General features: G+C 70.4%; 24 protein-coding genes. 13 read left to right on the top strand and 11 right to left on the bottom strand.

Annotated features, from left to right (window positions below; all coding sequences use genetic code 11):
• Positions 1 to 143: 143 nt before the first annotated feature.
• Both ACYVF3_RS30130 and ACYVF3_RS30125 read left to right on the top strand, forming a co-directional pair.
• Positions 144 to 1,595 carry an MFS transporter gene (locus ACYVF3_RS30130; protein ID WP_461157665.1) on the top strand — a complete coding sequence of 484 codons (1,452 nt, stop codon included), beginning with the start codon at positions 144 to 146 and terminating at the stop codon, positions 1,593 to 1,595.
• Between the two features lie 10 nt (positions 1,596 to 1,605).
• Positions 1,606 to 2,178, top strand: a complete 573-nt coding sequence (locus tag ACYVF3_RS30125; RefSeq protein ID WP_461157664.1) for a TetR/AcrR family transcriptional regulator — start codon at positions 1,606 to 1,608, stop codon at positions 2,176 to 2,178.
• A gap of 192 nt (positions 2,179 to 2,370) precedes the next feature.
• On the opposite strand, the gene ssuE is transcribed toward ACYVF3_RS30125, so the two are convergent.
• Positions 2,371 to 2,931 (bottom strand): NADPH-dependent FMN reductase, encoded by a 561-nt coding sequence (gene ssuE, locus ACYVF3_RS30120; protein WP_145735547.1) that lies wholly within the window; start codon positions 2,929 to 2,931, stop codon positions 2,371 to 2,373.
• Positions 2,932 to 3,245: 314 nt separating this feature from the next.
• Here ssuE and ACYVF3_RS30115 point away from each other — a divergent pair, with 314 nt between their 5' ends.
• From ACYVF3_RS30115 to ACYVF3_RS30095, 5 genes are all read left to right on the top strand, one after another.
• The gene (locus ACYVF3_RS30115; RefSeq protein ID WP_461157663.1) at positions 3,246 to 4,496 is read left to right on the top strand and encodes an aminotransferase family protein; all 1,251 of its coding nucleotides are present in this window, start codon (positions 3,246 to 3,248) and stop codon (positions 4,494 to 4,496) included.
• A gap of 393 nt (positions 4,497 to 4,889) precedes the next feature.
• Positions 4,890 to 5,399: an ATP-binding protein gene (locus ACYVF3_RS30110; RefSeq protein WP_461157662.1), complete on the top strand. Its 510-nt coding sequence runs from the start codon at positions 4,890 to 4,892 to the stop codon at positions 5,397 to 5,399.
• A gap of 85 nt (positions 5,400 to 5,484) precedes the next feature.
• A complete protein-coding gene (locus ACYVF3_RS30105) occupies positions 5,485 to 5,976 on the top strand; it encodes a hypothetical protein (RefSeq protein WP_461157661.1) in 492 nt (163 codons plus the stop codon).
• 46 nt (positions 5,977 to 6,022) lie between these two features.
• The gene (locus ACYVF3_RS30100) at positions 6,023 to 7,843 is read left to right on the top strand and encodes a transketolase (protein ID WP_461157660.1); all 1,821 of its coding nucleotides are present in this window, start codon (positions 6,023 to 6,025) and stop codon (positions 7,841 to 7,843) included.
• Positions 7,844 to 7,908: 65 nt separating this feature from the next.
• Complete coding sequence (locus tag ACYVF3_RS30095; protein ID WP_461157659.1) at positions 7,909 to 8,106, top strand: DUF2795 domain-containing protein; 198 nt, start codon at positions 7,909 to 7,911, stop codon at positions 8,104 to 8,106.
• Positions 8,107 to 8,121: 15 nt separating this feature from the next.
• Here the strand turns inward: ACYVF3_RS30095 and ACYVF3_RS30090 are convergent, their stop codons facing one another.
• Together ACYVF3_RS30090 and ACYVF3_RS30085 are read right to left on the bottom strand one after the other, a co-directional pair.
• On the bottom strand, positions 8,122 to 8,400 hold the full coding sequence (locus tag ACYVF3_RS30090) for a DUF3040 domain-containing protein (RefSeq protein WP_461157658.1): 279 nt from the start codon (positions 8,398 to 8,400) through the stop codon (positions 8,122 to 8,124).
• Between the two features lie 177 nt (positions 8,401 to 8,577).
• Positions 8,578 to 9,594 carry an MBL fold metallo-hydrolase gene (locus ACYVF3_RS30085; RefSeq protein WP_461157657.1) on the bottom strand — a complete coding sequence of 339 codons (1,017 nt, stop codon included), beginning with the start codon at positions 9,592 to 9,594 and terminating at the stop codon, positions 8,578 to 8,580.
• A 238-nt stretch (positions 9,595 to 9,832) separates the two neighbouring features.
• Here ACYVF3_RS30085 and ACYVF3_RS30080 point away from each other — a divergent pair, with 238 nt between their 5' ends.
• From ACYVF3_RS30080 to ACYVF3_RS30060, 5 genes are all read left to right on the top strand, one after another.
• On the top strand, positions 9,833 to 10,474 hold the full coding sequence (locus ACYVF3_RS30080; RefSeq protein ID WP_461157656.1) for a FadR/GntR family transcriptional regulator: 642 nt from the start codon (positions 9,833 to 9,835) through the stop codon (positions 10,472 to 10,474).
• Between the two features lie 50 nt (positions 10,475 to 10,524).
• Positions 10,525 to 12,375: a CocE/NonD family hydrolase gene (locus ACYVF3_RS30075; RefSeq protein ID WP_461157655.1), complete on the top strand. Its 1,851-nt coding sequence runs from the start codon at positions 10,525 to 10,527 to the stop codon at positions 12,373 to 12,375.
• Entirely contained in the window at positions 12,375 to 13,220 is an 846-nt protein-coding gene (locus tag ACYVF3_RS30070) for a HalD/BesD family halogenase (protein ID WP_461157654.1), read from the top strand. The genes ACYVF3_RS30075 and ACYVF3_RS30070 overlap by 1 nt, the downstream gene beginning before the upstream one ends.
• A gap of 65 nt (positions 13,221 to 13,285) precedes the next feature.
• The gene (locus tag ACYVF3_RS30065; RefSeq protein ID WP_461157653.1) at positions 13,286 to 15,046 is read left to right on the top strand and encodes a choline/carnitine O-acyltransferase; all 1,761 of its coding nucleotides are present in this window, start codon (positions 13,286 to 13,288) and stop codon (positions 15,044 to 15,046) included.
• Positions 15,043 to 15,852 carry a class I SAM-dependent methyltransferase gene (locus tag ACYVF3_RS30060; protein ID WP_461157652.1) on the top strand — a complete coding sequence of 270 codons (810 nt, stop codon included), beginning with the start codon at positions 15,043 to 15,045 and terminating at the stop codon, positions 15,850 to 15,852. Before ACYVF3_RS30065 ends, ACYVF3_RS30060 begins: the two co-directional genes overlap by 4 nt.
• A 204-nt stretch (positions 15,853 to 16,056) precedes the next feature.
• Here the strand turns inward: ACYVF3_RS30060 and ACYVF3_RS30055 are convergent, their stop codons facing one another.
• The 4 genes from ACYVF3_RS30055 to ACYVF3_RS30040 form a co-directional block, all read right to left on the bottom strand.
• A complete protein-coding gene (locus ACYVF3_RS30055) occupies positions 16,057 to 17,820 on the bottom strand; it encodes an acetyl/propionyl/methylcrotonyl-CoA carboxylase subunit alpha (protein WP_461157728.1) in 1,764 nt (587 codons plus the stop codon).
• A gap of 70 nt (positions 17,821 to 17,890) precedes the next feature.
• Positions 17,891 to 18,130 carry an acyl-CoA carboxylase subunit epsilon gene (locus tag ACYVF3_RS30050; protein WP_461157651.1) on the bottom strand — a complete coding sequence of 80 codons (240 nt, stop codon included), beginning with the start codon at positions 18,128 to 18,130 and terminating at the stop codon, positions 17,891 to 17,893.
• A gap of 13 nt (positions 18,131 to 18,143) precedes the next feature.
• Positions 18,144 to 19,784, bottom strand: a complete 1,641-nt coding sequence (locus ACYVF3_RS30045; RefSeq protein ID WP_461157650.1) for an acyl-CoA carboxylase subunit beta — start codon at positions 19,782 to 19,784, stop codon at positions 18,144 to 18,146.
• Between the two features lie 206 nt (positions 19,785 to 19,990).
• Positions 19,991 to 21,172 carry a TetR/AcrR family transcriptional regulator gene (locus tag ACYVF3_RS30040; protein ID WP_461157649.1) on the bottom strand — a complete coding sequence of 394 codons (1,182 nt, stop codon included), beginning with the start codon at positions 21,170 to 21,172 and terminating at the stop codon, positions 19,991 to 19,993.
• 231 nt (positions 21,173 to 21,403) lie between these two features.
• On the opposite strand from ACYVF3_RS30040, the gene ACYVF3_RS30035 reads away from it, so the two are divergent.
• A complete protein-coding gene (locus tag ACYVF3_RS30035; RefSeq protein WP_461157648.1) occupies positions 21,404 to 22,750 on the top strand; it encodes a DUF2252 domain-containing protein in 1,347 nt (448 codons plus the stop codon).
• A 4-nt stretch (positions 22,751 to 22,754) separates the two neighbouring features.
• Here ACYVF3_RS30035 and ACYVF3_RS30030 read toward each other — a convergent pair whose 3' ends face one another.
• From ACYVF3_RS30030 to ACYVF3_RS30015, 4 genes are all read right to left on the bottom strand, one after another.
• On the bottom strand, positions 22,755 to 23,108 hold the full coding sequence (locus tag ACYVF3_RS30030) for a GNAT family N-acetyltransferase (protein ID WP_461157727.1): 354 nt from the start codon (positions 23,106 to 23,108) through the stop codon (positions 22,755 to 22,757).
• A 399-nt stretch (positions 23,109 to 23,507) separates the two neighbouring features.
• Positions 23,508 to 24,884 carry a type I glutamate--ammonia ligase gene (locus ACYVF3_RS30025; protein ID WP_461157647.1) on the bottom strand — a complete coding sequence of 459 codons (1,377 nt, stop codon included), beginning with the start codon at positions 24,882 to 24,884 and terminating at the stop codon, positions 23,508 to 23,510.
• Between the two features lie 203 nt (positions 24,885 to 25,087).
• A complete protein-coding gene (locus tag ACYVF3_RS30020) occupies positions 25,088 to 25,690 on the bottom strand; it encodes an FMN reductase (protein WP_461157646.1) in 603 nt (200 codons plus the stop codon).
• Entirely contained in the window at positions 25,687 to 26,787 is a 1,101-nt protein-coding gene (locus ACYVF3_RS30015; RefSeq protein ID WP_461157645.1) for an LLM class flavin-dependent oxidoreductase, read from the bottom strand. Before ACYVF3_RS30015 ends, ACYVF3_RS30020 begins: the two co-directional genes overlap by 4 nt.
• Between the last annotated feature and the right edge of the window lie 85 nt (positions 26,788 to 26,872).

The following is a 26,872-nucleotide window of genomic DNA, read 5'->3' as shown; positions in this document are numbered from 1 at the left end:
CGCTCACGATCCACAGTGGACGACCGTTGCGTGAATTCTCGCGACTGGCATGTGGAATCGGACGGTCGGCGTCTTGCTTCCGGTGGTGAACACAGGTTTACTCACAGGGTGAACACGAGTTCACGTGATGAGTGAGGAGTCTGATGAACCCCGCCGGGTCCGCAATGTCCGCAACGCGCAGTTCGAGATCGGTCATCTTCGTGCTCGCCTCGTGCGGCATCGCGGTATCGCTGATGCAGACCCTGGTCGTTCCGCTCCTCCCCGAGTTCCCCCGCCTGCTCAACACCACCGCGGCCAACGCCGGATGGCTGGTCACCGCACCGCTCGTGGCCGGTGCCGTGTGCGCGCCGGTGACCGGGCGCCTGGGAGACATGTTCGGCAAGCGCCGGATGCTGCTGTTGTCCCTGGCCACGATGGCGCTGGGCAGTGCCGTCGGCGCGGTCAGCGACGACTTCACGGCCGTGCTGATCGGCCGCGTGCTCCAAGGCGCTGCGGTCGGCGTGGTGCCGCTGGGGATCAGCATCATGCGCGACGAGCTGCCCGAGGAGAAGGTGGGTTCCGGCGTGGCGCTGATGAGCGCCACGCTGGGCATCGGCGGCGCGGTCGGCCTGCCGATCACCGGCGTCGTGGCCCAGGAGCTCAACTGGCACTGGCTGTTCGCCGGCGCGATGCTCTTCGCCCTCCTCGAGATCGCCCTGATCCTGCGGGTCGTGCCCGAGTCGTCGTTGCGCACGGGCGGCAAGTTCGACTTCCTCGGCGCGGTGGGGCTCTCGGTCGCGCTGACCTGCCTGCTGCTGGCGATCTCCAAGGGCAACGAGTGGGGCTGGTCGAGCGCGCTGGTGCTCGGACTGCTGGCGGCGGCGGTCGTGGTGCTGCTGCTGTGGGGCACCTACGAGCTGCGGACCGGCGCCCCGCTGGTGGACCTGCGGGTCTCGGCCCGGCCGACCGTGCTGCTGACCAACCTCGCCTCCGTGCTGGTGGGCATCGCGATGTTCACCGGGTTCCTGGTCGGCTCGCAGCTGCTGCAAGCTCCCGCCGAAACCGGCTACGGCTACGACATGTCGCTGGTGGTCGCAGGCCTGGTGCTGCTGCCGATCGGCGCGGCGATGGGCCTGTTCTCCCCGGTTTCGGCCCGGATCTCGCGCCGGTACGGACCGCGCACCACGCTCATCCTCGGTGCCTGCGTCCTGGCGCTGGGGAACCTGGGCGGTTCGCTGATGCACGATCCGCTGCCGGTGGTGGTGATGAACCTGACCGTCGGTTCGATCGGCGGTGCGCTGGCCTACGGCGCGCTCCCGGCGCTGATCATGCGGTCGGTCCCGACCACCGAGACCGCCGCCGCCAACGCGCTCAACAGCCTGGCCCGGTCGATCGGGACCTCCGCGTGCAGCGCGATCGTGGTCGCGCTGACCACGGGTTCCCTGGTGCACGTGGCCGGTGGCACCTACCCGTCGATCAACGCCTACTCGTGGGTGTTCGTGGTCGCGGGCGGAGCGGGACTGCTGGCGGCGGTGATCGCCGCGGCGACGCCGGGACCGCCTCGGTACGAGGCTGTTACCGCGCGGGTGGCCGTTGCGGTGGGGGGCTCGCGCTAGCCTGAGGTGCATGCCCACGGGGTCGATCGAGGAGCAGCGCCGCGACGCGTGCGCCACGCGGGAAACCATCTTGAGAGCCGCGCGGCGCCGGTTCTCCTCGTGCGGTTACGCCGATGTGACGCTGCGGGACATCGCAGCGGACGCCGACGTCAGCGCGGCGCTCGTGGTCAAGTACTTCGGCAGCAAGGAAGATCTCTTCGCGCAGGCCTCGGGATTCGAGCACGACGCCGAGAAGCTGCTGGACTGCGAGTTGCCGAGGTTGGGCGAGCACCTGGTGCGCACCCTGCTGGACTACCACGAGCGCACCCAGGGCGACCCGCTCGTGCGCGCGGTGTTCACCTCGTCCCGGCCGGCGGGCGCGCGCTTCCGCGACAACTTCGAGTCCCAGCTGGTCACCCGCCTCGCCGAGCGGCTGTCGGGCCCGCGCGCGCGGCTGCGCGCCGAACTGGTCTGCAGCCACCTGATGGGCCTGGGCGCCGCGCGGCTGGTGCTGCGCACCAAGGCGATCAGCGCCGAACCCACCGAGGAGCTGGTCGCGCTCACCGCTCCCCTCATCCAGCGCTGGCTCGACGAACCGCTCTAGGAGCTGTCTATGAGTTCTCTTGCGTGGCGGTGCGGGAAGCGGAACCTGAGCGGCGGTGCGGGCTGAGTCCCACACCTGAAACAGCGGCTCCGCCGCAATCCTCAACAACACCTAGCCGGCCGGGCGCGAGAAGACCGCAGCCTCCACGCCTTCGGGAACTGCGGTCCTCGCGTCGGGGGACGCCGGCGGAGGTCAGGCCGAGCGGCCGAGGACCGTGGTGTGCGGGATTCCGTCGAGCGCCTTGGCGAACTGCTCGATGACGTCGGCGAGCGGTCCCGCGCTCTCGTCGTGCACGCTGAGCACCTCGTCGACCAGCGACAGGTGCTTGTCGAGCAGGAAGAAGCTCTGCACGGCGTGGCGAGCGCCGAGCGAGTGCACGACCGGGCGCAGCGCGTAGTCGATGGCCAGCACGTGCGCGACGCTGCCGCCGGTGGCCAGCGGCAGCACGGCCTTGCCCGCGAAGCCGAACTGCGGCAGCAGGTCGAGGAACGACTTGAGCAGGCCCGAGTAGGCCGCCTTGTAGGTGGGCGTGGCCAGCACGATCCCGTCGGCGGCCTCGACCTGGGCGACCGCGGAGGCGATGGCGGGATCGCTGACGTCGGCGCTCAGCAGCGCCTCGGCGGGCAGGGTGCGCACCCGCAGGTGCTCGGTGGTGCGCCCGTCCGCCGCGAGTCGCTGGGCGATGTGCTCGCCGATCTTCTCCGTCTTCGACGTGCGCGACGGACTTCCGGAAATGACCAAAACGGTGGACACGACTGCTCCCTGATCCTGGTCCGCGAGCGGACCGATGCCGGGTTCGGCCGAGGACGGCGTCTCCCCTTCGACGTGCGGTTTCGTCAGGAGCGACAGGCCTGCGTCTTCACGCGCTGGAGGTCGACGTGCATCCGCCTGCTGAGTCTCGGAGAGGTCACGCGGACCATCGTCTTGTCGGCGCGGCGGCGGTGTCAAAGAACGGACACCGGATCCCACCTGGCGGACGCCCGGCGGCGAACCTCCCGGCCGCACCTCTGGCCATCGGGTGCCCGGGAGGCGAAGCTGTCGGGCGAACCACGAAGGAGGATTTCCCCATGTCATCAAGCCAGACCGCGCTGTGGCACCCGTTCGCGGACATGTTCGAGGTCAAGAGCAGCAGCTTCTGCGTCACCAAGGCCGAGGGGGTCTGGATCTACGACGACTCCGGACGCCGCTACCTCGACGGCACAGCCAGCCTCTGGTACGCCAACGCCGGGCACGGCCGCACCGAGATCGTCGAGGCCGCCGCGGCCCAGATGCGCGAGCTGGAGTCCTACTTCGTCTTCAACGACTACACCAACCGGCCCGCCGAGGAGCTGGCCACGCGGTTGTCGGAACTCGCCCCGATGCCGAACGCGAAGATCTTCCTCACCACCGGTGGCGGTGAGTCGATCGATACGGCCGCGAAGCTCGCCCGGCAGTACTGGGCGCAGCGCGGGCAGCCGCAGCGCACCCACATCCTCAGCCGGGGCAACGCCTACCACGGCACCAACGGCATGGGCACCAGCATCGGCGGCATCGAGGCCAACCAGGCCGGGTTCGGCCGACTCGTGCAGGAGACGGGACGGGTGGCCCACGACGACGCCGAGAGCCTCCGCGAATCCATCGACCGCATCGGCGCCGAGAAGATCGCGGCGTTCTTCGCCGAGCCGGTGATGGGAGCCGGCGGCCTCTACCCGCCGGAACCGGGCTACCTGGAAGCCGTGGCCAAGATCTGCTCCGAGCACGGCATCCTGTTCGTCGCCGACTCGGTGATCTGCGGGTTCGGCCGCGTCGGCACCTGGTTCGGCGTCGAGCGCTGGGGCCTGCAACCCGACATGATCACCTTCGCCAAGGGCGTCACCAGCGGTTACCTGCCACTCGGCGGCGTGGTGGTCGCCGAGCACGTGGCCGAACCGTTCTGGGACGAGCCGGGACGGGTGTTCCGCCACGGCGCGACCTACTCGGGGCATCCGACGGTGGCCGCCGCGGGATTGGCCAACCTCGACGTCCTGGAGCGCGAGCAGCTCCTGCGCCGTGCCGACGAGCTGGAACGACCGCTGCACGAGGCGCTCTCAGGCCTCGCCGAACACCCGTCGGTCGCCGAGGTGCGCGGCGGCGTCGGCCTGCTCGGCGCGGTGGAGCTCACCGCCGACGCGCTCGCCGCGGGCGCGCTGCCGAAGCTGCAGAAGAAGATCCGCGAGCTCGGCGTGATCGTCCGCCCGCTCGGCAAGGCGCTGGCGGTCTCGCCGCCGCTGATCATCACCGAGGAGGAGATCGGGATCATCGGCAAGGCCTTCGCCGAAGGTCTGGACGCCGTGGCCTGATCACTGGCGCCTGATCGCCGGGGCGCGTCGGAGCGGTCGCGACACACCGTGATCGCTCCGACGCGCCCGGCGCCCGATCGTCCTTCACCCCCTCGGCTATTACAGCGGCCACCGGCCTGGAACATCCCCGTTGTGGAACCGATACGTCCGGAGGTGGTCCCGACCACCTTTCGTCACGTACGTTTTTCACCAGATCGAGCGTCATCGCAGCTGGAGAAGGCTGTCGGTGTCGTTGGCGATGTTCGCTTCAGCCCACCGAATCCGGGGGCTGAGGAGCGGATTGCAAGGCCGTGAGCAAAAGGGGCCCCTGCGCACCAGCCACCCAGTAGAGTTGGCAAAATACGGCTTCCGGGTGATCGCGCAGTGTGGGGGCGGACGGAGGAACTCAACCAGGTGAACACTCAGACCGCACAAGTCGACGACCTTCGACTGATCGCGCTGCCCAGCGCGGTGAACTGCACCGAGATGTTCGTGCGGTTCTCGCTGGCCGAGTGGAGTCTGCGCGAGATGACCGACATCGCCACGCAGCTCACCGGCGCCCTGGTCACCGCCGCCGTGGACGCGGCGGACCAGAAGAACCCCGGGTTCATCACCGTCCGCCTGCGCCTGAGCGGCGAGAGCCTCGTCGCCGAGGTCCAGGACGAGCAGGCCACGGTTCCCCCGCAGCTCGCGCCCGGGTTCGCCGACGGCCGCTGCGGAGCGACGGCGCTGCGCACCGGTGGCACGCTGGTGTGGTGCGAGATGCCGCTGCCCAGCGGGGTGAAGGCCGACTCGGTTCCGCTGCCCCGGCGTTCCCGCAAGAAGAACGCCATGGCGCCGCAGACCCCCGAGGAGACGGCGGAGGTCGACCCGGAGGTCATCAAGCGCCTGCTCTCCGGCCTGAGCAACGGCGGCCTCGACTAGCCCTGGAGCAGCGATTCCGTGGAACGTGAGGTCGGCGGCACGCTTGGGGGCGGTCGACGACTTCCTGGAGCGGTACGAACCGTCGATGGCGACCGAGTGGACCGACAGCACGGGCCAGCCCCTGCTGCACTGCGTGCTGGCGAACAAGGACGTCTCGACGCGGGTCGCGCTGGCCAACCGCGTGCTGGATGACGGGGCGGACGCCTCGGCCCTGACCAGCGATGGGCGGACGACTGCCCATGTGCTGTTGGAGCAGAAGCGGCACGATCCCCCGGCGGAAGCACCGCTGCTGGAGCGCTTGTTCGACGAGGGCTCAGACGTCAACCACGTCGTGACAACCGGGCAGATCGGAACGCCCTTGCACTCGCTGGCGAAGCAGTTCCAGTTCACCGACGAGTTCTTCGCCCCCTACTACGACGTCTTCTTCGCTCGACCCGACCTCGATCTGACGAAGCCGACGTTCGGAAGTCCCGTAATCTGGATCTTCCGCAGTTGGTGGGATCGCCGGTCGAACCTCGTCCGACGCGCTGACCACTACCTGTTGACCGTTGTCGGCATCCATCCCAATCACGTGTGACCTGCACCTTGTTTCGCCGGGCCGCGCTCCGGGCACCTTCCGGGACATGGACCAGGCAATGTTCCGATCCGAACTGGCACAACAGCTGCGGGTGGACTCGGTGCGGTCCAGCACCGCCGCCGGATCCGGGCACCCCACCTCGTCGATGTCCGCGGCCGATTTGCTGGCCGTGCTGCTCGACGGGCATCTGCGTCTGGATTTCGACCGTCCCGACGATCCCGCCAACGATCACCTCATCTTCTCCAAGGGTCACGCCTCGCCGCTGCAGTACGCCGTCCTCAAGGCCGTCGGTGCCATCGAGGACGAGGAGATGCTGACCTTCCGCAAGTTCGGCAGCAGGCTCGAAGGGCACCCGACCCCGGTTCTGCCGTGGGTCGACGTGGCGACCGGTTCGCTCGGCCAGGGCTTGCCGATCGGGGTCGGCCTGGCGCTCGCGGCCAAGCGGCTCGACCGCCTCCCCTACCGGGTGTGGGTGCTCTGCGGTGACAGCGAGATGGCCGAGGGCTCGGTCTGGGAAGCCCTGGAGCACGCGGGCCACGAGCAGCTGGACAACCTCGTCGCGCTGATCGACGTCAACCGGCTCGGCCAGACCGGGCCGACCATGCACGGCTGGGACCTGGGCTCCTACGCCGCACGCGCGCAGGCCGCCGGCTGGCACACGTGCGAGATCGACGGCCACGACCTCGACGAGATCGAGACCGCCCTGTCCGCGGCGGAGAACGGCGACGGACGGCCCGTCGCGATCCTCGCCGCCACGCAGAAGGGCAAGGGCGTCTCGGAAGTCGCCGACAAGCCCGGTTTCCACGGCAAGCCGCTGAGCCACGCCGAGGAGGCCATCGCCGAGCTCGGCGGGCAGCGCGATCTCCGGGTCAAGCCCGACAAGCCCGAGCAGGGCCTCACCCCGCACGTGTTCGACACCGGCTCCAGCGGGCTCCCGGCCTTCGAGGAGGGCACCGAGCTGGCCACCCGCAAGGCCTACGGGCAGGCGCTGGCGGCGCTGGGCGACCGGCGCGGGGACGTGGTGGCGCTGGACGGCGAGGTGTCGAACTCGACGTTCAGCGAGCTGTTCCGCGACAGCCACCCGGATCGCTACTTCGAGATGTACATCGCGGAGCAGCAGATGGTGGCCGCTGCGGTGGGCATGCAGGTGCGCGGGTGGTGCGCGTTCGCCTCGACCTTCGCGGCGTTCCTCTCCCGCGCCTACGACTTCGTCCGGATGGCCGCGATCAGCAGGGCCGATCTGCGGCTCATGGGTTCGCACGCCGGCGTGGCCATCGGCGAGGACGGCCCCTCCCAGATGGCGTTGGAGGACCTGGCCGCGTTCCGCGCGGTGCACGGCAGCACGGTGCTCTACCCGTGCGATGCCAACCAGACCGTGCAGCTGGTCGCGGCGATGGCCGACCTGACCGGGATCAGCTACCTGCGCACCAGCCGCGGGGCGATGCCGGTGATCTACCCGCCGGACGAGCGGTTCCCGGTCGGCGGTTCGAAGGTGGTCCGGGACGGAGCGGACGTGACGCTGGTCGGCGCCGGGGTCACCCTGCACGAAGCGCTCAAGGCCGCCGACGTCCTGGACAAGGAGGGCATCGGCGCGCGGGTGATCGACCTGTACTCGGTCAAGCCCGTCGACACCGCGACGCTGCGCAGGGCCGCGACCGAGACGGCGGGGATCGTCACCGCCGAGGACCACTGGCCCGAGGGCGGCCTCGGCGAGGCGGTGCTCAGCGCGCTGACCGATCGGCCGACGCAGGTGCGCACGCTCGCCGTGCGCGAGATGCCCGGCTCCGGCACACCCGCCGAGCTGCTCGGGCAGGCGCACATCGACGCCACCGCCATCGCCGACAAGGCGCGCGAACTCGTGCGATGAGGGTTCCCGGCAGCGCGGACGGGGTAGGCGTAGGTGAGTGAGCGCGCAGGGCAGGAGGTGTTGTCGTGCTGGCCGATCGCGCGGACATGCTGCGGGTGCTCAGCCACGTGCATTTCCCGGCGACCAGGCGGGAGATCGTGCGGCAGTGCGAGGAGCTCGGTGCCGGGCCGGAGCAGATGGATCGACTCGACGAGCTGCCCGAGGGCACCTACGTCGAGGCCGACACGGTGCTGCAGGCCCTCCCCCACCCGTTGCACGAGTGAGTCCGCACCGGACTTTCAGGTCTCCCGGTGCTGTCGCTGGCCGAAGCACGCGGCGATCAAGCCCGCCGTGGTGATCAGCGCGAGCGCGGAAGCGGTCCACACCAACCCGCTCAGCAGGGACAGCAAGGAGACCATCGCCGTCAGGGCGAGTGCGGTGAACACCAGCACCTGACGCAGCAGGCTCCAGCCGCTGTCGCCTTCGAAGCGCTCGAACTTCTCCGCCAGTTCGGGCTCTGCGGCTTCCAGCGCCGACTCGATCTCGGCGAGCCTGTCCCGCTCGTGCTTGCTCAACATGACGAGCTCCTAGTGACGTCCCCTTTGACCCCAACGAGGTACTCGCTCCCCTGTTGCCGCAGGCGGCCCGTGGAGCCCGTCCAGGCTCGCACGTCATCACCCGTCGCCCCTACGCTGCAGTCGGGTGATTTCGAAGCGCCGAACACCAACCCGATGATCACCGAGAGTGTTCACCGACTACGAGTAGTGCAAAACGCCTTCGGTCCGCTGCGAGCTCAGCTCGTCCTGGAGCACCAGGACGTCCAGGTGCGCGGCGGTTTCCAGCACCGCCATCATCTGGTTGAACACGTCCAGGTCGTCGAAGGCGCGTTCGCGGCGGGTCCAGGTCAGCGCCCGCGCGGCCTCGTAGGCCGTGCTCGCCCCGGCTGCGACGACCGCGGCGGTGGCGACCAGCCGCCCGTCGTGGTGCGCCAGCAGCTCGTCGACGCGGGCGTGGACGCTGTCGGTGACCGGGCCGTGCGCCGGGAGCAGCCGCATGTCGGGCATCCCGCGCACCAGCCGCAGCGAAGCGAGGTAGTCGCGCAGCGGGCTGGCGGTGGGCGCCTGCTCGAACCCGATCGACGGGGTGATGTGCGGCAGCACGTGGTCCCCGGCGAACATCAGCCCGGCCTGCTCCTCCAGGAACACCAGGTGCCCCCGAGTGTGGCCCGGCGTGGGCACCGCGCGCAGCTGCCGGTCGGTGAGCCCGAGGTCGGTGGTGGCGTTGATCCACGTGTCCGGCAGTTCCCACACGTGATGGTTCGATCCGCTGCTGCGCACGTTCAGCAGTTCGTCGCGGACCGGTTTGGCGCCGTGCTCGGCGAGCATCTCCAGCTGCCGGTCCATCGACCGGTGGTCCGGCGACATCAGGCGTTGCAGGGTGTGCCGCTCCTCCTCGCCGAGCAGCACCTCGGAGCCGTGCTCCCGGCGCAAGGTCAGGGCTTGGGTGTAGTGGTCGCGGTGGGCGTGGGTGACCAGGAACCGGGTGATGTCACCCGGGCCTGCACCGAGCTGCGCGAGCGCGGAGGTCAGCTGCTCGCGGGATTCCTCCAGCGCCCAGCCGCCGTCGACCAGGGTCAGCGAGTTGCCGTCGGCGATGGCGTAGACGTTGACCGCGCGCAGCCCGTCGCTGGGCAGCGGGAGCGGGATCCGGTGCACGCCGGGAGCCACCTCGAAGGCCCCCGGCTCCATCCACTCGTACCGCGACTCGCCCATGGCGACACCTCCAGAAACCCGATCCACCAGCTCTACCACACATACCAACCGGTTGGTGTGTGTTGGCGCTCACGCACGTGCAGTAGACTCCCGGGACCCGGGAGACCAGTCGTCCACTGTGGACTTCGACGGCGAATTCCGGCCGGAACGCCCCACCTCCGGGGGTCCGGGTTGACCGCGTGGCCGCGAGAGCCCCTGGTTCTCGCGGCCTTCCAGATCGCGAACGGGCGGAGACCGCGTGTCGTTGCCGGACGAGCTCGCCGAGCAGCTCCTCGGGTCGATCATCGACGGCACCTACCCACCCGGCGGGGCGCTGCCGTCCGAACCCGAGCTCGCGGAGCTGTTCTCGATGAGCAGGTTGACCGTTCGCGAAGCGGTCGCGACGTTGCGGGCGCAGAACGTCGTGCGCGTCGAACGAGGTCGCGGCACCTACGTCAACCCGCCGGCCGAGTGGACCTCGCTGCACTCCATGATCCGCGCCGCGACCTCCCCTGGTGCCGACCCCGATGTCGCCGACGGCGCGCACGTGGCGCGGCGGGCGCTGGAAGGCGGGATCGCCGAGCTCGCCGCCCTCCACCGCACCGACGCCGACCTGGAGCGGCTGCGGGAGCACCTGCGGACCATGCGCGAGAACGACGATCCCGACGCCCACGTCGCCTTCCACCAGGCGATCGTGCGCGCCACCGGCAACGCCTTCGTCCGGCTGCTGTTCGAACCGTTCACCCAGCTGCTCGCCGAGCCGCCCGCTGAGACCGACCGCGACTCGCTCGCGCGGCACGAGCGGCTGCTGGCCGCCATCGAGGCTCGCGACCCCGTCGCGGCGCGCCGGTTCGTGGCCGCTCACCTGCGTTCTCACGACGACTCCGCACGATCCGCGTAACCGCGGGCACGCCCGGTCGTTGATCTCCCCGGGAATCCCGGGAGGTCTGGATGCGTCGCTCATTGCTGGCCCTGATCCTCGCACTGCTGACCGGCCTCACCGGTCTGACCGCGGCCCACGCCGCCCCCGCGCCCGAGTGGACCGCGCGCGCCGAGGACCACCCGCGCGCGGCGGTCCAGAACGACGTCCCGGTGCGGATGTCCGACGGCACGGTGCTGCGCGCGGACGTGCGCCTGCCCGCCGACGCCGAGGGACGGGTGGTGCCCGGCCGGTTCCCGGTGCTGCTGACCGTCATCGCCTACAACAAGTCGCTCATGAGCGGTCCGGGGGCGAGCGTCCTCGGCAGCGAGCCGGACTACTTCGCCAAGCGCGGCTACGCCCACGTCTCCGTCGACGCGCGGGGCACCGGTTCCTCCGGCGGTGACTGGCAGGCGTTCAGCGCGCGCGAGAACGCCGACTCCGGCGAGATCGTCAACTGGGCGGCCTCTGCCGAACGCCCGTGGAGCAACGGCTCGGTCGGCATGCACGGCGCCTCCTACATGGGCATCAACCAGCTGTTCGCGGCGGGACACCGGCCACCGGGGCTCAAGGCGATCTTCCCGCAGGTCCCGGCGATGGACACCTACCGCGACGTGGTCGCCTCCGGTGGCGCCCTCGACGTCGGGTTCATCCCGCTGTGGATGGGGCTGGTCACCGGCGCCGGGCTGATCCCGCCCGCTTTCGGCGCCCGGGAGCCGGACACCGCGCTGCAGACCTACCTCGACCGCGTTCAGGGCGCGACGAGCTTCACCGCACCGACCCTCCTGGAGGCCACGCTCGGGCTCAACGCGGCCTTCGACGGCCCCTTCTACGCCGAGCGCTCCCCCGCCAGCGTTGTCGACCGCATCGACGTGCCGACCTTCCTGGTCGGCGGCGAGTACGACCTGTTCCAGCGCGGGACCCCGATGGTGTTCGACGCGCTCCGCCGGCGCGGCGTGCCGGTCAAGATGATCTACGGGCCGTGGGACCACGTGCAGGGAGCCGGTGACCGCCTCGCCGACGCCGGTCACGGCACGTTGCAGGAGCTCCAGCTGCGCTGGTTCGACCACTACGTGCGCGGGCAGGCCGATCCTGCGCTCGACACCGACATCCCGCCGCTGTCCTACCACGAGATCGGCTCCGGGCAGTGGGTCTCCGCCGACCAGTGGATCGGCGAGCAGCGGGCCCGCAGCTTCCAGCTCTCCGGCACCTCGCTGCCGGGACTGCCGGGTGAGCTGGTGGATTCCGCGCCACGACCGGGCCGGAGCACGGTGGCGCCGGTCCCGGTCTCCGGGCTGTGCACGCGTTCGACCAACCAGTGGACCGCCGGTCTGCCCAACGCCGTCGGCGTCGCGCAGCTCTGCGGCGACAACAGGTGGAACGACCTGTCCGGGACGGTCTTCGAAACCGGCCCGATGACCGAGGCGGTGCGGATGCGGGGGCCGATCAACGCCCACCTCAACGCCTCGACGCCCACCGGGAACGGGATGCTGTCGGTGTCGGTGTCCTCGGTCGCGCCCGACGGGTCGGTCGACCGGCTCACCGGGGGCTGGCAAGTGCTCTCGCACCGCGCGCTCGACGAGTCCCGCTCGCGCTACCTCGACGGGAAGCTGATCCAGCCGTTCCACCCGTTCACCCGGGAAGCGCAGAGCACCATGCGGCCCGGTGTCGCCGAGCCCGTCGACGTCGAGGTGTTCCCGACCGGAGCGGTGATCCCGCCCGGTCACCGGCTGCGGATCGCGGTCCAGGCCTTCGACGTTCCCCACCTGCTGCCCACGGTGCGCGACCTGCCTGCGGCGCTGTCGCCGGTCACCCTCCACACGTCTCCGGAGAGCCCTTCGGAGATCACGCTGCCCGTCGTCCCGGCCTCGGAAGGAATCTGATGACCGCTGCGGTGACCGACATCGTCGACACCGACCGCTACCCGCTCAACAACCCCGGCGGCCCCGAGTGGGTCCGGGCCGTGGAGTCGGTGCGCGCGGACCTGCGCGGCTCCGGCTGCAGCGTGCTGCGCGACTTCGTGGCCGCCGAGCACCGCGAAGCGCTGAGAGCCGAGTGCGCGGGCATCGCCGACCGCGCCTACTACGAAGAGCAGACCGTCAACGTCTACAACACCGCGCCGGACGCGAGCCTGCCCGACGGGCACCCGGGCAAGCGAACGACGTTGCGCGGCAACGCGTTCGTGGCACGCGAGGACATCCCGGCGGAACACCTCATCCACCGGCTCTACACCGACGAGCTGTTCCAGCGATTCCTCGCCGACTGCCTGCAGAAGCCCCGGATCCACCCGCTGGAGGACCCGCTCGCCGGGCTCGTGGTCAACATCGTCAACCCGGGCAAGGAGCACCCCTGGCACTTCGACACCAACGAGTTCGCGGTCAGCATGGTCACCCAGCAGCCCGAGGGCGGCGGGGTCTTCGAGTACTGGCCGCACATCCGCTCGGCGGAGTCGGAGAACTTCGCCGACGTCGGTGCGGTGCTCGACGGCGACGGCGGCGATCAGGTGCGGAAACTGCCGCTGCGCCCCGGCGATCTGCAGCTGTTCCACGGCCGCTACTCACTGCACCGGGTGAGCGCGGTCGAGGGGGAAGTGGCCCGTCACTCGGCGATCTTCGCCTACAGTGATCGTCCAGGGGTGGTGGGAACCGCGGAACGCACCCGGCAGCTGTTCGGCCGGGTCACCGCGGCTCACGGGACCACCGCCCGGACCGACGACCTGCTCGACTGAGGAATGTCCACCGGCGGCTCACGCCGCGCTTTTGAGTAACAGACCTAAAGACGAACGAGGTTGCTTTGCGCACCAGCACTTTCGGCAACGAGGACGCGCTGCCCCGCATCCCGCTGCCCACGCTCGAAGACAGCGGATCCCGGTTCCTGCAGTGGTGCGCGCCGCTGCTGACCGACGAGGAGCTGTCGACCACCCGGCAGGCCGTTTCGGAGTTCCTCGACTCCGAGACCGCCAAGGAGCTGCACGCTTCGCTCACGGCCTACACCGGTCAGGACGACGTGCACAGCTGGCTGGACGAGTTCTGGCGGGACCGCTACCTGGGCCGCCGGGACCGGATCGCGCTCAACGCGAACTTCTTCTTCCTGTTCAACGACACCGACGACGACCAGATCAGCCGCGCCGTGCGGCTCATCGCGGCGTCGGTGGACCACAAGCTGGCGCTGGACGCCGAGACCGTGCCGCCCACGACGCGCCGCGGCCAGCCGCTGTCCATGCAGCAGCACCGGTACCTGTTCTCCACCACCCGCATCCCGCGCGCTGAGCGCGACGGCGTGCGGGCCCCCAACACGCCCGGGCAGCCCGGCCCGAGCCAGGCCCGGCACATCGTGGTTTTCTTCCGGGGCCACGCGTTCCGGCTCGACGTGATCGGCCAGGGCGGGGTCCCGCACACCCTCGACGAGCTCGCCGAAGCGCTGCGCGAGATCACCGCCACCGCCGACCGCGGACCCGGGGTCGGCGCTCTGACCAGCAACGACCGCGTCACCTGGGCGGCCAACAGGGAGGCGCTGCTGCTGGACAACACCGGCTCGGTCGACGTGATCGAGACGGCGCTGTTCTGCCTGGCCCTGGAGCACGAGCTCCCCTCCGACACCGGCGGCAAGTGCAAGCAGCTGCTGGCCGGGGACCCGACCGACCGCTGGTTCGACAAGGGCATCACGCTGATCGTGTTCCCCGACGGGGCGGCCGGTGTCAACGGGGAGCACTGCCTGCTCGACGGCACGACCATCGTCGAGTACGTCGACTCGCTGCTGACCGGGACCGCCGAGTCGCACTCGCAGGCATCGGGAGCCGCACCGCAGGGCGCGCCGAAGCCCTCCGCGCTGGAATTCCGCCTCACGCCCGAGCTCTCGGGTGAGATCGAGGCGGCGGCCAAGGACTACCAGGCCTACTCCGACGCGACCGCGACCCGCACCGTGAGCCTCGACTTCGGCTCGGAACGCGCCAAGTCGCTCGGCGTGTCCCCGGACGCGTTCGTGCAGATGGCCTTCCAGCTGGCGCACCGCCGGTCGAAGGGCTTCACCGGAGCGACCTACGAGTCCATCGCGACGCGGACGTTCCACCACGGACGCACCGAGGCGATGCGCGTGGTCACCCCGGAGATCATCGACTTCGTCGCCGCGATGGAGGACCCGGGCGCCGACCGCGCCACCCGCACCGAAGCCTTCCGCCGCGCGGCCGATGCGCACGTCACGCGCGCCAAGGAGTGCCAGTCGGGCGACGCGCCCGAGCAGCACCTGTGGGAGCTGCAGCTGATCGCCGCCCGCCGCGGTCAGGAGTTCTCCCCTGCGCTCTACAGCTCGCCGGGGTGGCTGAAGATGCGCGACGACTACCTGAGCACCAGCGCCGCGCCGTCGGTGAACATCCAGTACTTCGGCTTCGGAGCCACCAGCGAGCACTGCATCGGCGTGGCCTACCTGCTGCTGCCGCAGAGCTTCAACGTGCACCTGAGCACGCCGCTGACCGTCGGCGAGCAGATGACCGGGTTCGCCGACCAGCTGACGGCGGCGATCGAGGAGCTCACCGAACTCCTCGGCACCGAGTCATGAGCCTGACCGGCGAGCACAAGGCCGACTTCAGCGACATCTACGTCCAACCGGATCCGCGGGCGTACGTCTCGACGCTGGAGCGGTTCGAGTACCAGATCCCGCAGCGCGCCACCCCGATCTTCCGCGAGGTGATCGGGGCGGCGCGTCCCGCGCGCGTCCTGGACGTCTGCTGCTCCTACGGCATCAACTCGGCCCTGCTGAAGTCCGCCGCGGACCCCTCCGGCGTCCTCGCCCGCTACGCGGATCCGGGCATCGCGAGCCTGTCCTCGGCGGAGCTGGCCGATCGGGACCGCGAGCGGTACGGCGGCGGGCTGGAGATCGTCGGGCTGGACGTCTCCGCACCAGCGATCGACTACGGCCGCCGCTCGGGGCTACTCACCGACGGCTGGGCCGAGGACCTCGAAAGCGCCGATCCGACAGCGGAACTCACCAAGGGGGTCGCCGACACCGACCTCGTCATCTCCACCGGAGGTGTCGGGTACGTCGGCGTCGCCACGTTCGAGCGGTTGTTGACGGCGATCAACCGGCCGGGCGATCTGTGGCTGGCGATCTTCGTGCTCCGGGTCTTCGACTACTCGGAGATCACCGACCTGCTCGCGGCACACGGCCTGGTCACCGAACGCTTGCCGGGAACCTTCCCGCAGCGCCGTTTCGCCGACGACGAGGAGCAGCGGGCCGCTGTCCACGACGTGCAGCTCCAGGGCCACGACCCCGAGGGCAGGGAATCAGCGGGCTGGTACCACGCCCACTGCTACCTCACCCGCCCGAAGGGCACCGAGCTCCCGCTCACCCTCACCCTCACCTGACAGGGAAACCCGGCCTGACCGGGAACCCCGGCCAGGCGCGCACCGCACCATCCCAATTTCGCGCGAAATTGGGATGCTCCCCCGCGCTCGGGCGTGTAGTGCCTGGTCGGGAGGATGGCTTCCCATTTCGCGCGAAATTGGAATCGCCTGGAACACGTCGCCGGCCCCGGGGCGATGCCTCGGGGCCGGCGGCGTGCGTCAGGACTACTTGATCTCGCAGAGGGTGGTGCCCTGGGTGACGGAGTCGCCGGGCTTCGCGTCGAGCCCGGTGACCGTGCCCGCCTTGTGCGCGGTCACGGGGTTCTCCATCTTCATGGCCTCCAGGACGGCGATCTGGTCACCTTCGGCGACCTCCTGTCCGTCCTCGACCGCGACCTTGACGATCGTGCCCTGCATCGGCGCGGCGACGGCGTCACCGGAGGCGGCACCCCCGGCCTTGCCACCGGCGCGCTTGCGGGGCTTGGCCTTGGCCGCCGGAGCCGCCGAGGTCGCGGCGAACGCGGCCGGCAGCGAGACCTCCAGGCGGCGACCGCCGACCTCGACGATGACCGTCTGCCGCTCCTCCGCTTCCTCGGCCGCGTCGGTACCGCCGGTGTGGGGCTCGATGGTGTTGTCGAACTCGGTCTCGATCCACCGGGTGTGCACGGTGAAGCCGTCGGTGCCGACGAAAGCCGGATCGCGCACGATCGCGCGGTGGAACGGCAGGACCGTGGCCATGCCCTCCACCTGCATCTCGTCGAGGACGCGGCGGGCGCGCTGCAACGCCTGCTGCCGGTCGGCACCGGTGACGATGACCTTGGCCAGCAGCGAGTCGAACTGGCCGCCGATGACGCTGCCGGTCTCCACGCCCGCGTCGACGCGCACGCCCGGGCCCTGCGGGGCGACGAACTTCGTCACCGTGCCGGGGGCGGGCAGGAAGTTGCGGCCGGCGTCCTCACCGTTGATGCGGAACTCGATGGAGTGGCCGCGCGGTTCCGGGTCGGCCCCGAGGTGGAGCTTCTCGCCGGAGGCGATGCGGAACTGCTCGCGGACCAGGTCGATGCCGGTGGTCTCCTCGGAGACCGGGTGCTCGACCTGCAGCCGGGTGTTGACCTCCAGGAACGAGATCGTGCCGTCCTGGCCGACCAGGAACTCCACCGTGCCCGCGCCGTAGTAACCGGCTTCCGCGCAGATCGAGCGCGCGGCTTCGTGGATCCGGCTGTGCTGGTCGTCGCTGAGGAACGGGGCCGGGGCCTCTTCGACGAGTTTCTGGTGGCGGCGCTGCAGCGAGCAGTCGCGGGTGCCGACGACCACGACGTTGCCGTGCTGGTCGGCGACCACCTGGGCCTCGACGTGGCGCGGGCGGTCCAGGTACCGCTCCACGAAGCACTCACCCCGGCCGAAGGCCGTCTCCGCCTCGCGGACGGCGGAGGCGAACAGCTCGGGGATCTCCTCGACGCTGCGGGCGACCTTCAGGCCGCGACCGCCACCGCCGAACGCGGCCTTGATGGCCACCGGCAGTCCGTGCTCCTGGGCGAAGGCCACGACCTCGTCGGCACTCGGGACCGGGTCCTTGGTGCCGGGCACCAGCGGCGCCCCCGCTCGGGTGGCGATGTGCCGGGCGGTGACCTTGTCGCCGAGGTCGCGGATGGCCTGCGGCGACGGGCCGATCCAGATCAGCCCGGCGTCGAGCACCGCCTGGGCGAAGTCGGCGTTCTCCGACAGGAAGCCGTACCCGGGGTGCACGGCGTCGGCTTCGGCGCGCTTGGCGGCGTCGATGATCTTGTCGATGTTCAGGTACGACTCGCCGGGCGTGGAACCGCCCAGCGCGAAGGCCTCGTCGGCCAGCCGCACGTGGGCGGCGTCGGCGTCGGGCTCGGCGTAGACCGCGACGGAGGCGATGGCCTCGTCCTGGCAGGCGCGGATGACCCGCACCGCGATCTCACCGCGGTTGGCGATCAGGACCTTGCTGATCGGCGTCACGTCCACAGTGGTCAACTCCTCATTTTCCCGGCGCGACGCCGGAGCAGGCGGAAAACATCAAGTCTGGCAACGGACTTCAGCCCGGCATGCCCGAGGCGCGCCACGCGTGCGGGCCGGGCCGGAGCGGGCGGCGACCCGCCGGGTGGCGCACCGCCGAGACCGGGTCGCCCCACAGCGACAGCGGCTTCGACTCCTCCTCGGGAGTCCGCGCGGCGGAAGCACCGGCCAGGGCGGCGGTCAGCGCGGCGATCTCGACGTCGTCGGGCTCGCCGCGCACGATGCGCAGCACCGGGCGCTGCGGCGTCTCTTCGCTCATCGGAGAACTCCCATCACAGCGGGATGTTGCCGTGCTTCTTGGCGGGCAGGCTCGCACGCTTGTCGCGCAGCATGCGCAGCGAACGGGCCACGTAGCCGCGGGTGTGCGACGGCGGGATGACCGAGTCCACGTAACCGCGCTCGGCGGCGGTGTAGGGGTTGCAGAGGGTGTCCTCGTACTCCTGCTGCAACCGCGCGCGCAGGGCCTCGACGTCCTCGCCGGCCGCGGCGGCGTCACCGAGCTGCCGCCGGTAGAGGATGTTGGCCGCACCCTGAGCACCCATGACCGCGATCTGCGCGGTCGGCCAGGCCAGGTTGATGTCGGCGCCGAGGTGCTTGGAGCCCATCACGTCGTAGGCACCGCCGTAGGCCTTGCGCGTGATCACCGTGACCAGCGGGACGGTGGCTTCGGCGTAGGCGTAGAGCAGCTTCGCGCCGCGCCGGATGATGCCGTTCCACTCCTGGTCGGTGCCGGGCAGGAAGCCGGGCACGTCGACGAAGGTCAGCACCGGGATGTTGAAGGCGTCGCAGGTTCGCACGAAGCGCGCGGCCTTCTCGCTCGCGCCGATGTCCAGCGTTCCGGCGAACTGGGTGGGCTGGTTGGCCACGATGCCGACCGGCTGGCCCTCGACGCGCCCGTAGCCGGTGACGATGTTGGGCGCGAACAGCGAGGAGACCTCCAGGAACTCCTCGTCGTCGACGACCGCGGCGATCACCCGGTGCATGTCGTAGGGCTGGTTGGGCGAGTCGGGCACGAGCGTGTCCAGCTCGCGGTCGGAGTCGGTGATCGAGTCCGCGATCGCCCCGGCACCGGTGTCGGCACCCTCGAAGACCGGCGCCTCGGAGAGGTTGTTGCTCGGCAGGAACGACAGCAGTTCCTTGACGTAGCCGACGGCGTCGTCCTCGTCGGAGGCGAGGTAGTGCGCGTTGCCGGAGCGCGAGTTGTGCGTGTGCGCGCCGCCCAGGTCCTCGAAGGTCACGTCCTCGCCGGTGACGGTCTTGATGACGTCCGGACCGGTGATGAACATGTGCGAGGTCTTGTCGACCATCACCGTGAAGTCGGTGATGGCGGGCGAGTACACGGCACCGCCGGCGCAGGGTCCCATGATCAGCGAGATCTGCGGGATGACGCCGGAGGCGTGGGTGTTGCGCTTGAAGATCTCGGCGTAGAGGCCCAGCGCCGCCACGCCCTCCTGGATGCGCGCGCCGCCGGAGTCGTTGATGCCGATCAGCGGGCACCCGGTCTTGAGCGCCAGGTCCATGACCTTCACGATCTTCTCGCCGAAGACCTCGCCCAGCGAACCGCCGAAAACGGTGAAGTCCTGGGAGAACACGCACACCTTGCGGCCGTCGACGGTGCCGTACCCGGTCACCACGCCGTCGCCGTAGGGGCGGTTGGCCTCCATGCCGAAGTTCGTGGAGCGGTGTCGCGCGTGCTCGTCGAGCTCGACGAACGAGCCCTCGTCCAGCAGCATGTCGATGCGTTCGCGGGCGGTCTTCTTGCCCTTCTCGTGCTGCTTGGCCACCGCGCGCGCCGAGCCGGCGTGCACCGCCTCGTCGTTCCGCCGGTACAGATCCGCAAGCTTGCCTGCGGTCGTGTGGATGTCCGGCACGTCAACCGGCGGCTGACCCACCGGCTCCGTCGCGCTGCTCATGCAACCAACCTGTCCTCGTTACCTGCTCGGTTCCAGTATCCGCGGGTCTGCGCGGTTCGGCGGGCGGATCTGTCCTGGTGGAGATTAGTTGCCGCGGGTTGATCGAGTCAAACGCTCAAGTGACCCGCCAGTAGTCGCTGCCAGACGCTGCAGCGGAGGTCTCCTGGCGATTTCCTCGCTAAGTGAACGACGGGTAGCGCACAGGTTCACCCCTCGACCGGCGTTTCGAGCATCAGCGCCGAGCCCAGCCGCAGCACGGTCCTGGCGTCGCGGATCGGGCCGGTGCGCGCCATGTCGTTGGCCGCGGTCAGCGCCGCCTGCACCAGGATCCGGGAGCGCACCGGATCCAGCTCGGGACGCGCCTCGCACAGCAGCCCGACCCACTCGGCGACGTAGGAGTGCTGGGTCTGGCGCGCGCGGTGGCGTTCGGCGGCGGGCAAGTGGCCGACCTCGCTGACCAGGATGTCGATGAACCCGCCGTGGTCGAAGGCGAAGCGGATGTAGGAGCGCAGCAACGCGCGCAGCGCCTCGGCCGGATCGGTCTTGGTGGCCAGGGTGCGTTCCAGCTCCACCTCCAGCCAGGCGTTGCCGCGGGTGATCACCGCGCTGAGCAGCTCCTGCTTGCTGGCGAAGTAGTTGTACAGGCTCGGCCCGGCGATCCCGGCCGCGGCGCCGACGTCCTCGGTGGTGACCTTGCTGTAGCCGGCGTCGGCGAACAGCCGGGTGGCCGCGGCCAGCAGCAACCGGCGGCGCGAGGACCGCCCGGCGAAGCGTTCGAGCTGGTCGGCGCCGGCCTCCGGGCGCGGCGCGAGCTCTTGGGGCGGGCGGTGGCCGATGATCACGACCATTTCGCCGAGCAGCCCCTCGAACTCCCGCCGCGACAGCTGCACCTGGTGGTAGGACGGACTGGTCAGCACGCTGAACATGCACCAGGCGCGGAAGCGCGCGTCGGCGTCGTCGAGGCCCGCTTGGAAGGCGTGCGCGAGCCGGGTCAGACCGCGCGCGACCTCCCGCAGCTCGCCGCGCAGCACGTCGCGGCGTTCGTCCGGCAGCCGCCGGGACTCCCGCTGCCAGAGCACGCCGAGCTGCCGGTGGTCGAGCGCGGCGGCCGCGAGCCGGGCCACCACCTGCTCGACGTCATCGGTGTCGGCGGTGATCTCGGTGAACGGGTGCAGCTCGTCGAGCACGACGTGGGTCAGCAGCTGCTGCTTGCCCGCGAAGTGCCGGTACAGCGCCGAGGATCCGACCCCGACCGCCTCGGCGATGTCGCTCATGCCGACCTGGTCGAACCCGTCGCGGTAGAACAGCTCGGCCGCCGCGGCGGTGATCAGGGCACGCCGGTTCCGGGGCCGCGTGTTGCGCGCGGGCGGACTTCCCACCTCGACCATCACCACCTCCACTCACTGCACGCACCGTATCCGGCCGAGGCTATTTCCCCACGCCACCGCGAACAACCTCACTCCTGCCGCCCGACCGCCGCCACCGGCGGCCGCGGGAGACCGGTTGCGCGCCGGACGTCCCGTTCGTCCCGGGTGGACAACGCTTCGCCTCGGGACGAACGGCTTTCGGCTAGGCTGGCACCGCCACGTCGTCACCACAGTTCACAGTGGACGGAAATCATGTCCGAGCTCGCTCGCTCCCTCGGTGCCACCGACACCGACGCCCGCCGCGGTTGGATCGCCGACATCCTCGTCGACGCCTTCTCCGAACTCATGGAGCGCGATCCCGCGGCGTTCCGCACCAAGTTCCGCAAGATGGCGGCCGATCCGTTCGCCTTCTACCGGGGCAGCGCATGCTTGTTCTACGCCGATGTCAACCGGCTCCCCGACCCGTGGGCGGACGAGCGCACGAGCAGGGTGTGGATCCAGGGCGACCTGCACGCGCAGAACTTCGGCACCTACATGAACGCCTCCGGGGTGCTGGTCTTCGACGTCAACGACTTCGACGAGGCCTACCTCGGGCATTTCACCTGGGACCTCCAGCGCTTCGCGGCCAGCCTGGCACTGCTCGCGTGGAGCAAGGCGCTGCCGGACTCCGACATCGTGTCGTTCGTGCGGCGGGCCGCGACGTCCTACCTGGACCAGGTCCGCTCCTTCGCCACCGAGGAGGGTGACTCCGACTACTCGCTGCGGCTGTCGACCACCGACGGCACGATCCACGACCTGCTGCAGCAGACCCGGCTGCGCAGCCGCACCGAGCTGCTCGGCAGGCTCACCGAGGCCGAGGGCTACGACCGGCGGATGCGGCGCGGCCCGAACATCCGGCAGCTCGACGACGCCGAGCGCGGCCGCGTCGAGCAGGCCTTCCAGCGCTACCTGGAGACCATCCCGCAGGAGAACCGGATGCGGGAGGTCGCCTACACGATCAAGGACATCGTGGGTTCCAGCGGTTTCGGCATCGGCAGCGCCGGACTGCCCGCCTACAACGTGCTCATCGAGGGCCCGACCGAGGCGCTAGAGAACGACGTGGTGCTGTCGATGAAGCAGGGCAACGTGGCGGCTCCGTCGCGGGTGGTCACCGACGAGCGGATCCGCAGCCGCTTCGAGCACCACGGGCACCGCACCGCTCTGTCGCAGCGCGCGCTGCAGGCGCACGCCGATCCCATGCTCGGCCACACCGAGATCGGCGGCATCGGCTACCTCGTCGACGAGCTCTCGCCCTACGAAGCTGACCTGGACTGGGACGACCTCACCGAGCCGAGCGACATCCTGCCGGTGCTGGACTACCTCGGCCGGGCCGTGGCGAAGATCCACTGCGTGTCGGACGCGCAGTCGGACACCGAGCTGGTCGACTTCCAGGTGGAGGAGGCGATCCTCGCCGTCATCGGTGATCGCGAGAAGGAGTTCGTCGACTGGCTCGTCGACTTCGCCCTGCACTACGCCCAGGTCGTCCGCGACGACCACCGCCTGTTCGTCGACGCCTTCCGCAACGGAGAGATCGGCGGAGTCACGGCAACCGCGGGCTGAGCGCTCAGGCCGCGGGGGCCTTCAGGGCTTGGAAGATCGGGCGGTTGTGGATCCGGAAGCCCATCCGCTCGTAGAGGGCGATGGCGCCGGTGTTGGTGGCCACCGCGTGCAGGAACGGCTGCTCGTCGCGGGCTCGGATGTCGGCGACCAGCGCCCGGACCAGGCGGGACGCCAGTCCTCGGCCGCGGAAGGCGGGATCGGTGCACACGGCGCTGATCTCGGTCCAGCCCTGCAGGCGCATCCGCTCGCCGGCCATCGCGATGAGCGCTCCGCCGCTGCGGATTCCCAGGTAGGTGCCGAGTTCAACGGTGCGGTCCTCGAAGGGGCCCGGTTGGGTGCGCTTGACCAGCTCGCGCATCTCGGGAACGTCGGCGGCGGTCAGCGGAACGGCTTCCGGCTCGGGCGCTCCGGTCACGCCGTCGTCGACCATCTGGACTCCGGGCAGTTCCTCGGAGGCGTGCCAGCCGGGCGGCGGGGTGCGCACGGGCCCGGTGATGACCATGAACCCGCCCGGTCCGACGAGCTTCGCCGCGTCGCGCCACGCCCCGGCCCCGGGTTCGGCGGGCAGCGCCAGGAAGGGCGAGATGGACGGCCCGTAGCGCACGGCGTCCCCGGATCGTTCGGCGAAGCGCGCGTGCGCGCCGTTCAGCGAGTGCCACACCGGGTTGTCCAGCTGTCCCATGCCGTTCGACACGCTTGTCCCCCATTCCTCGGTTCTGGCCGGTGGTGCACAACCGCACGCGCGACGACGTTGTTCCTACCAGGTCCAGCGCGTGGCGGAGGCCACGTCTTCAGCGGAGGCCTCGGCGAAGCGCTCAGCCTCTCCCCTGCGGACGGTGAGGATCGCGTCGTGCAGCTCGGGTTCCAGCGCCTCGGCCAGCACCTCCGATGAGGCCAGCGCATCGGCCGCCTCGTCCGGACCGGCCGGGAGCCGTTCGATCCCGGCCTCGGCGCGCGCCGATTCGCTCAGCAGCGCCGGGTCTCCGGTGATCTCGTCGGGCAGGGTCAGCTCCTCTCGCACCCCTGCCGTTCCCGCGGCGATCACCGCCCCCACGACGAGGTACGGGTTCGCGGTGGCGTCGAAGCACTTGATCTCCGCGTTGGCGGCCCAGGACTGGGTGCCTTCGGTCCCGGTGATCAGGCGCAGCGCGGCCTCCCGGGCTTCCCTGCCCCAGACCTGCCAGATGCCCGCCCAGCGGGACGGGCCGAGACGCAGGAAGCTCGCCGGGTTGCCTGCTCCGATGGCCACCAGCGCGGGAAGTTCGCGCAGCACACCGGCGAGGAAGGACTCGCCCCGTGCTTGCAGCCCGTGCCGTCCCGGCCCGTCGGCCAGCAGGTTCCCCCGCGAGTCGTGGACCGACAGGTGCAGGTGCGCACCGGAGCCCGCTCCGCCCGGTACGAGGCCGGGGGCGAAGCTCGCGCGCCAGCCGTGGTTGCGGGTGACCGCGCGAACGGTGTGCCGGACGAGCACCGCGTCGTCGGCCGCGCCCACCGGTGACGCCGGCGCCACCGACAGCTCCACCTGCCCGTGCGCGTACTCGGGGTGGAACTGCAGCACGTCCACGCCTTGCTCGCGCATGCTGCGGGTGAGCGCGAGACCGTAGTCGGCGAGCGCTTCCAGCCGGACCTGCCCGTAGCCGGGCCCGCTGATCGCGGGCACGAAGTCGTCCCGCTGCTCGGCCACGACCCACTCGTGCTCGAAGGCGGCGGACACCGACAGGCCCGCGCCGGCCGCCGCGTCGACCTGCCGCGCGGCGAAGGCGCGCTGGCACGCGACGAAGCGCGGACCGTCCTGGGTGTACTTGTCCGCGGGAGCCCAGGCCCAGCCGGGCATGGCCGCCAGCCGGGTCAGCCGGGAGAGGTCCGGGATGAGCCGCAGGTCGCCGTCCGGGCCGCCCAGATGGGCCCCGCGCAGCATCACGTCGTCGAAGGTGAAGGTCTCGAAGCACGGGGAGGCGCCGAGCCCGTAGCGGCAGAGCTCCGGCAGCCGGTCCAGCGGCGCGGTCTTGACCCGCGTGATCCCCGCGTTGTCCACGAACGACAGCTCCACGAGCTCCACGCCCTCGGCGCGCAACCGCGCCGAGGCGGGCACCAGTTCGGCAGGCTCCTCAGCCGGGATCCGATCGCCGCTCATTCGCCCACGGTAGTCGCCACCAGCACCGAATCCGCGCGAAGCGACCCCCGCCCACCCCCACGGCAGCCGAGAACGGGCCAGGGGGATTCGAGTTTCGCGCGGGATCCTGCTGGCTCGGACGTCGGAACGACCGGGGGAGTCCCGCTTCGTGCGAAGTGGGACTCCCCCGGTCGGGTGGCTTCAGTCGTTGTGGTGGCGGAGCCTCAGTTCCGCTGTTGTGCCAGGAGTTGCTCGAAGGGCACCGGCTCCTCGAACGGGTCGGGAGCCCGAACCGCCGGACGCTGCTCGACGAGCGCGGCCAGCTCACCGGCCGCCCGTTCGACGCGGTCGGCCAGCGTGCTGTCCCCACCGGTCGCCCAGTCCTCCGAAGCCGCGTAGACCGAGGTCGGCGCGACGACGGCGTGCAGGTAGGCGAACATCGGCCGCATCGCGTGCTCCAGCGCCAAGGAGTGCCTGGCCGAACCACCGGTCGCGCCGATCACCACGGGCTTGCCCGCCAGCGCTTCCTTGTCCAGCACGTCGAAGAAGGACTTGAACAGGCCGCTGTAGGACGCCTGGAAGATCGGGGTGATCGCGATCAGCCCGTCCGCCCGGCGCACCGCCTCCAGCACTTCCTCCAGCTCCGGCGAGGGGAAGCCGGTGACGAAGTTGTTGGCGATGTCCTTGGCGTGCTCCCGCAGCTCGACGACCCGGATGTTGACCTGGGCGTTGCGGGACGTGGCCGCGGCCAGCCGGTCGGCCAGCATCCGCGTCGAGGACGGGTTGCTCAGCCCCGCCGAGACCACGACGATGTCGCGCTCGCTCATTTCGCGACCTCCTCCTCGCGCTCCGCCTGCTTCGCGGCCAGCAGGGACTCGTGGGTCGGGGCATCGGGCACGTGCGCGGGCTTGAGCTTGGCGAACTCCTCGCGCAGCACCGGGACGACCTCCTCGCCGAGGAGGTCCAGCTGCTCCAGCACCGTCTTGAGCGGCAGGCCCGCGTGGTCCATCAGGAACAGCTGGCGCTGGTAGTCCCCGACGTTCTCGCGGAAGCTCAGCGTGCGGTCGATGACCTCCTGCGGGCTGCCGACCGTGAGCGGGGTGGCCTGGCTGAAATCCTCCAGCGACGGCCCGCCGCCGTAGACCGGTGCGTTGTCGAAGTAGGGCCGGAACTCGCGCACGGCGTCCTGGGAGTTCTTGCGCATGAACACCTGACCGCCGAGGCCGACGACGGCCTGGTCGGCCTTGCCGTGCCCGTAGTGCTCGAAGCGCTGCCGGTACAGCCGCACCATGCGCTTGGTGTGCTCGGCGGGCCAGAAGATGTTGTTGTGGAAGAAGCCGTCGCCGTAGTAGGCCGCCTGCTCGGCGATCTCGGGCGAGCGGATCGACCCGTGCCAGACGAACGGCGCGACACCGTCGAGCGGGCGCGGGGTCGCGGTGAACGACTGCAGCGGGGTGCGGAACCTGCCCTCCCAGTCGACCACGTCCTCCCGCCACAACCGGCGCAGCAGCCCGTAGTTCTCGATGGCCAGCGGGATGCCCTGCCGGATGTCCTGGCCGAACCACGGGTAGACCGGTCCGGTGTTGCCGCGGCCCATCATCACGTCCACGCGCCCGCCCGCGAGGTGCTGCAGCATCGCGAAGTCCTCGGCGATCTTCACCGGGTCGTTCGTGGTGATCAGCGTGGTGGAGGTGGACAGGATGAGCTTCTCGGTCTGCGCCGCGATGTAGCCCAGCATCGTCGTCGGCGAGGAGGCCACGAACGGCGGGTTGTGGTGCTCGCCGGTGGCGAAGACGTCGAGTCCGACCTCTTCGGCCTTGAGCGCGATCCGCACCATCGCCTGAATCCGCTCGGCCTCGGTCGGAGTCCGTCCGTTGGTCGGGTCAGTCGTCACGTCACTGACCGAGAAGATCCCGAACTGCATTGTGAACTCCCTGCTCGACCCGAGCCCGCTCATTTTGTACGAGCTTCAACTACTCGCGGGAACGAGTCTTCCTTACGAAGTATTC

Source organism: Saccharopolyspora tripterygii (genome assembly GCF_054778355.1).
Note: the sequence above shows the minus strand (reverse complement) of the source record. Positions and strands in the feature narration are given on the sequence as shown.